The 12,255-nt window shown below is 74.0% G+C and carries 11 protein-coding genes; 8 read left to right on the plus strand and 3 right to left on the minus strand.

Going from position 1 to position 12,255, the window contains the following annotated elements; translation table 11 throughout:
* Positions 1–28 precede the first annotated feature (28 nt).
* From O2W17_RS11240 to O2W17_RS11255, 4 genes are all read left to right on the plus strand, one after another.
* A complete protein-coding gene (locus O2W17_RS11240; RefSeq protein ID WP_269192522.1) occupies positions 29–670 on the plus strand; it encodes an aspartate/glutamate racemase family protein in 642 nt (213 codons plus the stop codon).
* A complete protein-coding gene (locus tag O2W17_RS11245; protein WP_269192523.1) occupies positions 667–2,085 on the plus strand; it encodes an FAD-dependent oxidoreductase in 1,419 nt (472 codons plus the stop codon). The genes O2W17_RS11240 and O2W17_RS11245 overlap by 4 nt, the downstream gene beginning before the upstream one ends.
* Positions 2,082–3,557, plus strand: coding sequence for a dihydroorotase (locus tag O2W17_RS11250; RefSeq protein WP_269192524.1), 1,476 nt, complete (start codon positions 2,082–2,084; stop codon positions 3,555–3,557). Before O2W17_RS11245 ends, O2W17_RS11250 begins: the two co-directional genes overlap by 4 nt.
* A gap of 301 nt (positions 3,558–3,858) precedes the next feature.
* Positions 3,859–5,541: an MFS transporter gene (locus tag O2W17_RS11255; RefSeq protein WP_269192525.1), complete on the plus strand. Its 1,683-nt coding sequence runs from the start codon at positions 3,859–3,861 to the stop codon at positions 5,539–5,541.
* An 89-nt stretch (positions 5,542–5,630) separates the two neighbouring features.
* On the opposite strand, the gene O2W17_RS11260 is transcribed toward O2W17_RS11255, so the two are convergent.
* Together O2W17_RS11260 and O2W17_RS11265 are read right to left on the minus strand one after the other, a co-directional pair.
* Positions 5,631–6,068 carry an OsmC family protein gene (locus O2W17_RS11260; RefSeq protein WP_269192526.1) on the minus strand — a complete coding sequence of 146 codons (438 nt, stop codon included), beginning with the start codon at positions 6,066–6,068 and terminating at the stop codon, positions 5,631–5,633.
* Between the two features lie 76 nt (positions 6,069–6,144).
* Positions 6,145–6,621 carry a MarR family winged helix-turn-helix transcriptional regulator gene (locus tag O2W17_RS11265; RefSeq protein WP_269192527.1) on the minus strand — a complete coding sequence of 159 codons (477 nt, stop codon included), beginning with the start codon at positions 6,619–6,621 and terminating at the stop codon, positions 6,145–6,147.
* A 218-nt stretch (positions 6,622–6,839) separates the two neighbouring features.
* Between O2W17_RS11265 and clpB the strand changes: the two genes are divergently transcribed.
* Both clpB and O2W17_RS11275 read left to right on the plus strand, forming a co-directional pair.
* Entirely contained in the window at positions 6,840–9,425 is a 2,586-nt protein-coding gene (gene clpB / locus O2W17_RS11270; RefSeq protein WP_269192528.1) for an ATP-dependent chaperone ClpB, read from the plus strand.
* A gap of 105 nt (positions 9,426–9,530) precedes the next feature.
* Positions 9,531–10,280, plus strand: a complete 750-nt coding sequence (locus tag O2W17_RS11275) for a hypothetical protein (RefSeq protein ID WP_269192529.1) — start codon at positions 9,531–9,533, stop codon at positions 10,278–10,280.
* Here O2W17_RS11275 and O2W17_RS11280 read toward each other — a convergent pair whose 3' ends face one another.
* Positions 10,281–10,760: a hypothetical protein gene (locus O2W17_RS11280; RefSeq protein WP_269192530.1), complete on the minus strand. Its 480-nt coding sequence runs from the start codon at positions 10,758–10,760 to the stop codon at positions 10,281–10,283.
* 149 nt (positions 10,761–10,909) lie between these two features.
* Here O2W17_RS11280 and O2W17_RS11285 point away from each other — a divergent pair, with 149 nt between their 5' ends.
* Both O2W17_RS11285 and pyrE read left to right on the plus strand, forming a co-directional pair.
* Complete coding sequence (locus O2W17_RS11285; RefSeq protein WP_269192531.1) at positions 10,910–11,590, plus strand: fasciclin domain-containing protein; 681 nt, start codon at positions 10,910–10,912, stop codon at positions 11,588–11,590.
* Between the two features lie 55 nt (positions 11,591–11,645).
* Positions 11,646–12,200, plus strand: a complete 555-nt coding sequence (pyrE, locus tag O2W17_RS11290; RefSeq protein WP_269192532.1) for an orotate phosphoribosyltransferase — start codon at positions 11,646–11,648, stop codon at positions 12,198–12,200.
* The last annotated feature ends 55 nt before the right edge of the window (positions 12,201–12,255 follow it).

The raw sequence follows: 12,255 nt of genomic DNA on the forward strand, positions 1-12,255 counted from the left end.
CCCGTCCGACCCGTCCCCGAGGAGTTCCGTGCGCATCTTCGCCGTCACCCCGATCCACGTCCCCGCCGAGGAGCTGGCCCGGCGCCAGGCGCGGTACGACGCCCTGTGCCCGCCCGGCCTGACCGTGGAGCTGCACGACATCGGCGTGGCGGCGCCGCGCGCCCTGGACACCGAGCAGCAGGTGCGCGACAGCGAGGGCATGGTCACCGAGGCGCTCCGCGGGGCGCCGGACGAGGCCGACGCGCTGCTGCCCGACTGCGTGCTCGACCCCGGCGTGCCGGCGCTGGCCGGGCAGCTGGGCCGCCCGGTCTTCGGACTGCTCCGGACCAGCATGACCTGGAGCGCGCTCGCCGGGCGCTCCGTCGGTGCGGTGACCCGCAACCGGCCGATCGCCGACGAGCTCGCGCGGCAGGTCGACGCCTACGGGCTGGGCAGCTCCTTCACCGGCGTCGAGGTGCTGGACCTGGACGTCGACGCGATCCATCAGGCCGACCGCTGGGCCGCCTCGCTGGAGGCGGTGGTCGGCCGGATGGGCCGGGCCGGCGCCGGTGACCTGGTCAACGGCTGCAGCGCGGTCGACCTGCCGGCGGAGGCGGCGGCCTGGCCGGTGCGCGTGGTCGACCCGACCGCCCTGGCCCTCCGGCTGATCGCGGCGGGGGAGGCGGCATGAGCGACACCGGACCCGACCTGGTCGTCGCCGGCGCCGGCGGTGGGCTGGCGGCCGCGCTGCGGGCGGCGCAGCACGGGCTGGACGTGCTGGTCGTCGAGGTCAGCGAGCACTTCCGCCGCGGCAACAACACCTCGATGTCGACGGCGATGATCCCCGGCGCGGGCTCCCGCTTCCAGCGGGAGGCCGGCATCGAGGACTCGCCGGAGCTCTTCGTCGAGGACGTGATGCGCAAGACGAAGGGGCAGGCCGACCAGCGGCTGGCGCGCACGCTCGCCGACGTGAGCGCGCCCCTGGTCGAGTGGCTGGCCGACGACGTGGCGCTGCCGCTCGGGCTGGTCACCGACTTCCACTACCCGGGGCACAGCGCCGACCGCTGCCACACCATCGAGGGCCGCCACGGCACGGTCCTGCTCGACCACCTCGTCGCCGCGGTGAAGGCCGAGGAGCGCATCGACCTGCTGGTCCCGGCCCGGCTGGTGGACGTGCTCCTCGACGACGCGGGCCGGGTGCGCGCGGCGGTGATCGAGACGCCCGACGGGGCCACCGAGGAGGTCGAGACGCCGGCGGTCCTGCTGGCGACGAACGGCTACGGCGCCGACCGCGAGCTCGTCGGCCGCCACCTCCCGGAGATCGCCGACGCGGTCTACCACGGCAGCGAGGCCTCCCGGGGGGACGCGCTGCGCATCGGCACCGGGCTCGGGGCGGACACCGCCTACCTCGACGCCTACCAGGGGCACGGCGCGCTGGCGGCGCGCTCCTCCACCCTGGTCGGCTGGGCGACGGTCATGCACGGCGCGGTGATCGTCGGGCAGGACGGGCGGCGCTTCGGCGACGAGACGACCGGCTACTCCGAGTACGCCTCGGTCATCGCCCAGCAGCCCGGCGCGACGGCCTGGATCGTCCTAGACCAGCGCATCCACGACGCCTGCCTGCCCTTCACCGACTTCCGGCAGACGATCGAGGGCGGTGCCCTGGTCTGGGCCGACGACGTCGCCGGGCTCGCCGCGGCCACGGGGCTGCCCGCCGACGCGCTGGCCGACGAGCTCGCCGCGGTCGCCGCCCTGGCGCGCGGGGAGGCCGAGGACCGGCTGGGCCGGACGTTCTTCGAGGGGGAGCTCGCCCCGCCGCTCGCCGCCGTGCGCGTCGTGCCCGCGCTGTTCCACACCCAGGGCGGTCTCGTCGTCGACGAGCACGCCCGCGTCACCCGCACCGACGGCTCGGTCATCCCCGGGCTCTACGCGTCCGGCGGGGCCGCGGCCGGGATCTCCGGTCACGGCGCTGCCGGTTACCTGGCCGGCAACGGCCTCCTGCCCGCACTGGGCCTGGCCTACCTGGCCGCCGACCACGTGGCCGCGGGCCGCGGCGGGTCGGCTCCCGGGCACGCCGCCACCACCTCCGAGGAAGGAACCGCATGACCCGCCTCCAGACCCTTGTCAAGAACGTGACGGTCGTCCGACCGGACGTCCCGGGCGCCGAGGACGGCGAGGCGCTCGACCTCGGCGTCGTCGACGGGAAGTTCGTCCGGGTCGAGCGGGACATCCCCGCGGAGGACGCCGACGTGGTCGTGGACGGCCGCGGCCGGGTGGCCTTCCCCGGCGTGGTCGACGCCCACCAGCACTGGGGCATCTACAACCCGCTGGGCGAGGACGCGGAGACCGAGAGCCGGGCCAGCGCCCAGGGCGGCGTCACCACCGGGCTCACCTACATGCGCACCGGGCAGTACTACCTGAACGAGGGTGGGCCCTACCGGGAGTTCTTCCCGAAGGTGCTGGCCGCCTCCGAGGGCCGCTCCTACATCGACTACGCCTTCCACCTGGCGCCGATGTCCAAGGAGCACATCGGGGAGATCCCGGCGCTGATCGAGGAGTTCGGCGTCACCTCGTTCAAGATCTTCATGTTCTACGGCGGGCACGGCCTGCACGGCGCGTCGTCCGACCAGAGCTCGTTCCTGATGATCCCGCCGGACGAGCGCTACGACCTGGCGCACTTCGAGTTCGTCATGCGCGGCATCCAGGAGGCCCGCGAGAAGCTCACCGAGCACGCGCCGCACGTCTCGCTGTCCCTGCACTGCGAGACGGCCGAGATCATGACCGCCTACACCAAGCTGGTGCAGGCGGAGGGCTCGCTGCAGGGCCTGGCCGCCTACAGCGCCTCGCGGCCGCCGCACTCCGAGGGCCTGGCCGTCACCATCGCGTCCTTCCTGGCCGACGAGACGGGGCTGCCGAGCATCAACCTGCTGCACCTGTCCTCGCGCAAGGCCCTCACCGCCGCCCTGCGGATGGCGAAGGTCTTCCCGCACGTGGACTTCCGCCGCGAGGTCACCATCGGGCACCTGCTGGCCGACATCGACACCGCCCACGGGCTCGGCGGCAAGGTGAACCCGCCGCTGCGGCCGCGGGAGGACGTCGAGGCGCTGTGGGAGCACGTGCTCGCCGGGGACGTCGACTGGGTGGTCAGCGACCACGCCTGCTGCAAGGACGAGAAGAAGTTCGGCGAGCCTCGGGACGACATCTTCGCGGCGAAGTCGGGCTTCGGCGGCGCGGAGTACCTGCTCCCGGGCCTGGTGAGCGAGGGGCGCCGCCGCGGCCTGTCCTACCGGCGGATCGCGGAGCTGACGTCCTGGAACCCGGCCCAGCGGTACGGGCTGCCGGGGAAGGGGACGATCGGGGTCGGGTACGACGCCGACTTCTGCCTGGTCGACCCGTCGGCGACGTGGACCGTCCAGGCGGAGAAGTCCGAGTCCACGCAGGAGTACACGCCCTTCGAGGGCTTCGAGCTCGGCGCCCGCGTGACCGACACCTGGGTGCGCGGCAACCAGGTGCTCGCCGACGGTGCGGTCACCGGCCGGCCGGCCGGCCGCTACCTGCACCGCCCGTACACCCGCTGAGCGCAGCACGTCCAGGCCGCGATGCCCGGATCCCCGCTGGGGATCCGGGCATCGCGCCGTTCGGGACACCCGCGACACCCGCACCGTTGCAGACGGCAACCAACAAGGCGTATGGTTTCGGTCTACAAGTGGTTGCAACCCCCTAGGACGTCGTCATGCCTCTCGGTCCCGCCACCCGGGAACGCCTCCTGGCGAGCGTCGAGGTCGCCGGCGCACAGCCGCGCCCCGATCCCGTGGCGGCCGCCGGATGACCGCCCGATCCAGCTCCCCCCAGCCCGCACCGGAAGCACCCAGGAGTTCCGTGAGCACCGTCCGGACCGCAGCAGCCGGGGCGCCCGTCGAGCAGCAGGGGAGGATGACGCACCGCCAGGTCCTGGAGGCCCTCTCCGGCATGTTGCTGGCGATGTTCGTGGCGTTCCTGTCCTCGACCGTCATCTCCAACGCGCTGCCGACGATCATCACCGAGCTGCGGGGGACGCAGAACCAGTACACCTGGGTGATCACGGCGACGCTGCTGGCCTCCACGGCGTCCACGCCCATCTGGGGCAAGCTGTCGGACCTGTTCAGCAAGAAGCTGCTGATCCAGCTGTCCATCGTCATTTTCATCGTCGGGTCGATGCTGGCCGGGCTCGCGCAGTCGGTGGACACGCTGATCGCCTGGCGGGTGCTGCAGGGGCTGGGCCTCGGCGGACTGCAGGCGCTGGTGCAGATCGCGATGGCCGCCATGATCAGCCCGCGCGAGCGCGGCCGCTACTCCGGCCTGCTGGGTGGGGTGATGGCCGTGGCGACCGTCGGCGGCCCGCTGCTGGGCGGCCTGCTGGTGGACACCAGCTGGCTCGGCTGGCGCTGGTGCTTCTACGTCGGCGTGCCGTTCGCCGCCGTCGCCCTGGTGCTGCTGCAGCGCACCCTGAACCTGCCCGTCACCAAGCGAGACGTCACGATCGACTACCTCGGTGCCGCGTTCCTCACCGCCGGCGTCTCCGGGCTGCTCATCTGGGTCACCCTGGCCGGCGGCAGCTTCGCGTGGGCCTCGGTGGAGACGGCGCTCTTCCTCGGCGGTTCGCTGCTCGCGGTCGTCGCCTTCCTGGTCACCGAGGTGCGCGCGGCCGAGCCGATCGTGCCGCTGCGGCTCTTCCGGGACCGCACCACCACCCTGGCGATCGTCGCCAGCGTCGCCGTCGGCGTCGCGATGTTCGGCTCGTCGGTCTTCCTGGGCCAGTACCTGCAGATCTCCCGCGGCTACTCGCCCACCGAGGCCGGCCTGCTGACCATCCCGATGGTCGGCGGCCTGCTGATCTCCTCCACCGTGTCCGGGCTGCTCATCACCCGGTTCGGGCGCTGGAAGGTCTTCCTCTCGGTGGGCTCGGTCCTGGTCCTGGTCGGCTTCGCGCTGCTCGCCACGATCGACCACCAGACCGACATGGTGCTGCTGAGCGGCTTCCTGTTCGTGCTCGGCGCCGGCATCGGCATGACCATGCAGAACCTCGTGCTGGCGGTGCAGAACACCGTGGCCGCGAGCGACCTCGGGGCGGCCAGCTCCGCGGTGGCCTTCTTCCGCAGCCTCGGCGGCACGGTCGGTGTCTCGGTGCTCGGCGCGGTGCTGAGCAACCACGTGGCCGACCTGATCCGGGGCGGCCTGGCCGGCGTCCCGGGTGCGGCCCGGGCCGCCGCCGCGGGTGGCGGGGACGTCGGCCTGGCGGACCTCGCGGACGCGCCGGCGCCGATCCAGGACCTCATCCGGGCCTCCTACGGCGATGCGACCGGCCGGGTCTTCCTGATCTCGGCCCTCGTGGCCGTCGTCGCGGTCCCCGCCGTGCTGTTCATCCGCGAGGTGGCGCTGCGCACCGAGACCGGCGACGAGCGCCGGGCGGCCGAGCGGTCGGGCGCGGTCCGGATCGACACCGGCGCCATCGAGGGCCGGGCGGCCGACGGCGAGCGCACCGGCGAGGTGGTGCACGCCGGCGCCGGGTCCGCCGCCCGCTGAGGGCGGCGCGCGCCCCGGCCGCGAGCAGGCGACGGCCCGTCCCCCCGAGCGGGGGACGGGCCGTCGTCGTGGTCGACCGCTGCGGGGAGTCAGCCCTCGAGCGCCGCGTCCAGGGTGATCTGGGTGCCGGTCAGGGCCTTGCTCACCGGGCAGCCGGCCTTGGCGGCCTGCGCGGCCTTGTCGAAGCCGTCGGCGTCGAGGCCCTCCACCTCACCCCGCACGGTCAGCTTGATGCCGGTGATGGCGGGCGCCCCGTCCTGCTGGCCGAGGGTGACGTCGGCGGAGACCTCGAGGGACTGCGGCGTGCCGCCGGCCTTGCCGATCTCGCTGGACAGCGCCATCGCGAAGCAGGCCGAGTGGGCCGCAGCGATGAGCTCCTCGGGGCTCGTGGTGCCCCCGGCCTCGTCGGCGGTGCGCTTGGGGAAGGACACCTCGTAGGTGCCGACCTTGGAGCTGGAGAGCTCGACCTGACCGGAGCCCTCCTGGAGGGTGCCGTTCCAGGCGGTGCGAGCGGTACGAGTGGGCATGGGCGCCCCTTCCGGGCCGTGGCCGCCTCCGGCTGGGGCGGCGCGTGGCCGTCCTCCTACCCGCCGGGCGGGAGCCCTACCGTCCGGCGTCCGGTGCGTCCTCGTTGGCCGCGGTGCCGTTGACCCGCTCGGTGAGCAGCCGGAGGCGGCTCTTGAGGTCGTCGAACTCGGTGGTGTCGAAGCCGATGGCGCCGATCATCTCCTCGGAGATGGCCTCGGCCTTGTCCTGCATCGCGCGCCCCGCGTCGGTGAGGGCGATCGCGACCGACCGCTCGTCCTCGACCCGCCGGTGCCGGGTGACCAGCCCGGCCGCGGTGAGCCGCTTGAGCAGCGGCGACAGGGTGCCGCTGTCCAGGGCGAGCCGGGCCCCCAGCTGGCCGACCGTCTGGTTGTCCTGCTCCCAGAGCAGGAGCATGACCAGGTACTGGGGATAGGTCAGACCGATCGTGTCGAGCATGGGGCGGTACCGCGCGGTCACGGCCCGGGAGGCTGCGTACAGGGCGAAGCACAGCTGGTCGTCGAGCGCCGCGCTCGGAGCCGGCAGAGCGGTCATGCCCCGAGTCTAGGGGGCGGTGCCGCGGGGACAGGGACCTTGTGCCCTGTGCCGACCCGGGAGAGAGGTCCCGGGCTCGGGGGCGGGGTGGCGGGAACGTCCGCCTACCTGGCAGGGTTGAGCGGAACAGACTCAACCTTTGGGTCGTTGCAGCAGGCAGCGACGTCGGCCACGGACGGGCGGCGTCGCCCGAGACACGAGAGGACGTGCGCCGCAGCATGGAGAGCAAGCTCACGACCCGTTCGCAGGAGGCCGTCGCCGGTGCCCAGCGCCTGGCCGTCGGCCGCGGTCAGGCGGCCCTGGAGCCGCTGCACCTGCTGGTCGCCCTGCTGGAGCAGACCGACGGCATCGCCGGTCCGCTGCTGACCGCCGTGGGTGCCGATCCGGTCGACGTGCGCAGCAAGGCCGACGCCGCCCTGCGCCGGATGCCCAGCGTCAGCGGGTCGACGGTCTCCGCGCCGTCCCCGTCGCGGGAGTTCCTCCGGGTGATCAACGCGGCAGGGGAGCAGGCGACCGCGCTCGGGGACGAATACGTCTCCACCGAGCACCTGCTGGTCGGGCTGGCCGGCTCCGAGGGCGAGGCGGGGGCCGTGCTGACCGGCTCCGGTGCCACCCGCGACGCGCTGGTGGCGGCCTTCCGCACCGTGCGCGGCAACCGCAAGGTGACGACGGCCGATCCGGAGAGCACCTTCCAGGCGCTGGAGAAGTACGCCGTCGACCTCACCGAGCGGGCCCGCGAGGGGAAGATCGACCCGGTCATCGGCCGGGACACCGAGATCCGCCGCGTCGTGCAGGTGCTCTCGCGGCGGACCAAGAACAACCCGGTGCTCATCGGCGAGCCCGGCGTCGGCAAGACGGCGATCGTCGAGGGCCTGGCCCAGCGGATCGTCGCCGGCGACGTGCCCGAGAGCCTCAAGGGCAAGCGCCTGATGGCGCTGGACCTCGGCGCGATGGTGGCCGGGGCCAAGTACCGGGGGGAGTTCGAGGAGCGGCTGAAGGCCGTGCTCCAGGAGATCACCGAGGCCGAGGGCCAGGTGGTCACCTTCATCGACGAGCTGCACACCATCGTGGGGGCCGGCGCGACCGGCGACTCCGCCATGGACGCCGGCAACATGATCAAGCCGATGCTCGCCCGCGGTGAGCTGCGCATGGTCGGCGCGACGACCCTGGACGAGTACCGGCAGCACATCGAGAAGGACCCGGCCCTGGAGCGCCGCTTCCAGCAGGTCTACGTGGGCGAGCCCTCGGTGGAGGACACCATCGGCATCCTCCGCGGGCTCAAGGAGCGCTACGAGGTGCACCACGGGGTCCGGATCACCGACGGCGCGATCGTCGCCGCGGCGACGCTGTCGGACCGGTACGTCACGTCGCGGTTCCTGCCCGACAAGGCGATCGACCTGGTCGACGAGGCGGCCAGCCGGCTGCGGATGGAGATCGACAGCCGCCCCGTCGAGGTGGACGAGGTGGAGCGGGCCGTCCGCCGGCTGGAGATCGAGGAGATGGCGCTGGCCAAGGAGGCCGACCCGTCGTCCCTGGAGCGGCTGGCCGCGCTCCGCGAGGACCTCGCCGACAAGCGCGAGGAGCTCGCCCAGCTGACCGCCCGCTGGCAGCAGGACAAGTCCGCCATCGGCCGCATCCAGGCCATCAAGGAGGAGCTGGAGCGGCTGCGGCTCGAGGCGGAGCGGGCCGAGCGCGACGGCGACCTCGCCCGCGTGGCCGAGCTGCGCTACGGCCGGCTGCCGCAGCTGGAGAAGTCACTGACCGAGGCCGAGCAGTCGGTCGAGACCGGTGACTCCATGCTCAAGGAGGAGGTCGGGCCCGACGACATCGCCGAGGTGGTGCAGGCCTGGACCGGCATCCCCGCGGGGCGGCTGCTGGAGGGCGAGACGCAGAAGCTGCTGCGCATGGAGGAGGAGCTGGGCCGGCGGGTCGTCGGCCAGCCCGACGCCGTGCGGGCCGTGTCCGACGCGGTGCGCCGGGCGCGTTCCGGCGTCGCCGACCCCGACCGGCCCACCGGCTCGTTCCTGTTCCTCGGGCCGACGGGTGTCGGCAAGACCGAGCTGGCCAAGGCGCTGGCGGAGTTCCTGTTCGACGACGAACGCGCCATGGTCCGCATCGACATGAGCGAGTACTCCGAGAAGCACTCGGTGTCCCGGCTGGTCGGGGCGCCCCCCGGCTACGTCGGCTACGAGGCCGGCGGGCAGCTGACCGAGGCGGTCCGGCGCCGTCCGTACACCGTCGTCCTGCTGGACGAGGTGGAGAAGGCGCACCCCGACGTCTTCGACGTGCTGCTGCAGGTGCTCGACGACGGGCGGCTGACCGACGGCCAGGGCCGGACGGTGGACTTCCGGAACACCATCCTGATCCTGACGTCGAACCTCGGCTCGCCGATCATCGCCGACCAGTCGGTGCCCGAGGACCGGCGGCGTGCCGCGGTGCTGGAGGTGGTGCGGTCGCACTTCAAGCCCGAGTTCCTCAACCGGCTCGACGACGTCGTGGTGTTCCGGGCGCTCGGCACCGACGAGCTCGCCGGGATCGTCGACATCCAGGTCGGTGTCCTCGCCCGCCGGCTGGCCGCCCGCCGGCTGACCCTCACCGTCACCGACGCGGCCCGCGAATGGCTGGCGCTGAACGGGTTCGACCCCGTCTACGGGGCCCGGCCGCTGCGCCGGCTGGTGCAGTCGGCCATCGGCGACCAGCTGGCCCGGGCGCTGCTCGCCGGCGACATCCGGGACGGGGACGAGGTCGTCGTCGACTGGGCGGCCGGTGAGCCGGACGCCGGCCTGCGGGTCGCCCGCGGCTGAGCGCGGCGCGGGGCCGCTCCGCCGGGGCGGCCCCGCGTGCCCCGTGGTCCCCGGTGCCGTCGTCGTCGATGATGGCGATGACGGGCACCGAGGTACGGAGGCGTGATGACGGCGGGTCAGGGCGACGAGCAGGGCCAGCAGGGCCGGCCCGGGGAGCAGGGCGGGCAGCGGCCCGGCTGGCCTCCGCCGCCGGTCCAGCCGCCCGCCGGCCCAGGTCCCTCCGGCCCGGGTGCCTCCGGCCCGGGTGCCTCCGGCCCGAGCTCCTACGGCCCGGGCTCCCAGGGCCACGGTCAGCACCCCTACGGGCCGCCCCCGTACGGCTACCTGCCCGCCCCCGCCGCGCCGACCGGTCCGGGCCCCGACGCGCCGGCGCCGGTGGAGCGCCCGCTGACGGTGCGGGCCGGGCTCGGCGCCTTCCTGGCCGCCCTCGTGCTCAGCGCGGTGGCCGGCCTCGCCATGGTGCTCAACTGGGACGAGGTCCTCGACTGGACGCTCGCCGAGGGGGCCGGTGCCGGTGACCCCGGGATCGAGGGCCTGGACGCCGAGCAGTTCGCCGAGCTCGTCCTCCAGTTCAGCATCGCGTTCAGCGCGCTGATGCTCCTGCTGCAGGCGCTGTTCGTCTGGTTCGCCTGGCAGGGCCGCAACTGGGCCCGGATCGTGCTGTGGGTGCTGGGCGGGCTGACCCTCGTGTTCGCGCCCTTTAGCGCCGGCGGCACCGGGCCGCTGCCGTTCGTCACCACGCTCTCCTGGTTCACGACCGCCCTGATCGCGGCCGGCGTCGTGCTGCTCGCGGCCAAGCCGTCCAACGACTGGTACCGCTTCCGCACGTGGCAGTTCGCCAACGGGCAGCGCTGATCAGGCCGTCGCGGCCCGCCCGTCGGGCCCGGCCGCCAGCCAGTCGCGCGTCGTGCGCGCCACCAGGCTGGTCGCGGCGGCGACCGACAGCACCAGGAGCAGCAGCGAGATGACGGTGACCCCACCGGCGGACAGGATCGCCGACACCAGGATCAGCGCGAGCACGACCGCGGCCGCGAGGCCGGTCCAGCGCGCCCAGGACCGGCGGGTGGCCAGCCCCCACGCCGAGACGGCGTACACCAGCCCGATGGACCCCGGTGCCGTGGTGTTGATCAGCAGGTACCGCTGGGCCTCCTCCCGGGTCAGCCCGGCCTCGGTGAGCGCGGTGACCAGGCCGTCCCACCCCAGCAGGGAGATCACCACGTAGAGCAGGATCAGGGCGGCGAGGGTGGCCAGCAGGGCGACCGCGACCCGGACCGACGGCGGCTTCTGCGGAGTCGGGGGACCGCTGTCGGACGGGGGGAGCGGAGAGGCCGGCACCGGCCCAGCCTGGCAGATCGGCCTGCCCGCCCCGGGGCGGTGCCGCGGCCGGCGTCGGATTCCCGGGCCGGGACGCATCCGGGTGCGGGCCCGGCCGAGAATGGCCGTCGGAGACCGGCGTCGCACGCACCGACGACAGGAGCACCACCATGCAGCGCACCCTCACCCGCGGCGTCTGGCTCACCGCCGTCCCCGCCCTGGCGCTCGCGCTCGGCGCCTGCGGCTCCGACGACCCCGCCGGGAGCACCGCCGCCCCCAGCCCCAGCCCCACCGTCAGCGCCGGCGCCGGCGCCGGCTCCCCGGCTCCGGAGAGCTCCGCCGTGCCGGTCCCCGACGAGCCGTTCGGCGAGGGCTGCGCGGCCGTGCCCGCCGAGGGACCGGGCAGCTTCGCGGGCATGAGCGCCGACCCGGTCGCCACCGCAGCCGGCAACAACCCGTCGCTGTCGGCCCTGGTCACGGCCGTCCGGGCCGCCAGCCTGGTGGACACGCTGAACACCACGCCCGACATCACCGTGCTGGCGCCGGCCGACGACGCCTTCGCCGCGGTCCCGGCCGATGCGGTCGGTGCGCTGCTGGCCGACACCCCGCAGCTCACCGCGGTGCTGACCCACCACGTCATCCCCGGCCGCCTGACCCCCGACGAGCTGGCCGGCACGCACACCACGCTGAACAACGACCAGGTGACCATCGAGGGCTCCGGCCAGGACTTCACCGTCGCCGCCGACGCCACCGTCCTGGGCCGGACGGAGGCCTCGGTGATCTGCGGCAACGTGCAGACCGCCAACGCCACCGTCTACGTCATCGACCAGGTGCTCGCCCCCACCGCCTGATCCCCGGGCCGCGCAGCGGCATGCCCCGATCCCGGCCCTCAGTAGGGTCGGGCGCATGACGGCTGCCCCGAACCTGCCCGACCGCGACCGGCTGCTCCAGCTGATCGTCGATCTCGCCGTGGTGCACGGGAAGGTCACGCTCTCCTCGGGGCAGGAGGCCGACTGGTACATCGACATGCGCCGGCTGACGCTGCACCACGAGGGCGCGCCGCTGGTCGGCCGCGTGATGCGCCAGCTCACCGGCGACCTGCGCTACGACGTCGTCGGCGGGCTCACCCTGGGCGCGGACCCGGTGGCCGCGGCCATGCTGCACGCGGCCGCGGCGGGCGAGGGCTTCCTGGATGCCTGCGTCGTGCGGAAGGCCGGCAAGGCGCACGGCCTGCAGCGGCGGATCGAGGGTCCCGACATCGACGGCCGCGCCGTCCTCGTGGTCGAGGACGTCTCCACGACCGGCGGCAGCCCGCTCGCCGCCGCGCAGGCGCTCCAGGAGGCCGGCGCCGAGGTGCTCGCGATCGCTGTGGTCGTCGACCGCGGCGGCCGCGCGGCGGTGGAGGAAGCCGGCTTCGAGTACCGGGCCGCCTTCACCCTCGCCGACCTCGGCCTCGCCTGACCCCGCGGATGATCAGGTGACCTGATCGTTCGTGGTCCTGGCTCACCACCGGTGC

The sequence above is a fragment of the Blastococcus sp. VKM Ac-2987 genome (genome assembly GCF_026967805.1).
Taxonomy (GTDB): Bacteria; Actinomycetota; Actinomycetes; order Mycobacteriales; family Geodermatophilaceae; genus Blastococcus.

Coding starts and splice junctions, on each gene's coding strand:
- O2W17_RS11250 (WP_269192524.1), top strand. CDS start 2,082: ATGACCCGCCTCCAGACCCTTGTCAAGAACGTGACGGTCGTCCGACCG.
- clpB (WP_269192528.1), top strand. CDS start 6,840: ATGGAGAGCAAGCTCACGACCCGTTCGCAGGAGGCCGTCGCCGGTGCC.
- O2W17_RS11260 (WP_269192526.1), bottom strand. CDS start 6,068: ATGCCCACTCGTACCGCTCGCACCGCCTGGAACGGCACCCTCCAGGAG.
- O2W17_RS11245 (WP_269192523.1), top strand. CDS start 667: ATGAGCGACACCGGACCCGACCTGGTCGTCGCCGGCGCCGGCGGTGGG.
- O2W17_RS11265 (WP_269192527.1), bottom strand. CDS start 6,621: ATGACCGCTCTGCCGGCTCCGAGCGCGGCGCTCGACGACCAGCTGTGC.
- O2W17_RS11275 (WP_269192529.1), top strand. CDS start 9,531: ATGACGGCGGGTCAGGGCGACGAGCAGGGCCAGCAGGGCCGGCCCGGG.
- O2W17_RS11285 (WP_269192531.1), top strand. CDS start 10,910: ATGCAGCGCACCCTCACCCGCGGCGTCTGGCTCACCGCCGTCCCCGCC.
- pyrE (WP_269192532.1), top strand. CDS start 11,646: ATGACGGCTGCCCCGAACCTGCCCGACCGCGACCGGCTGCTCCAGCTG.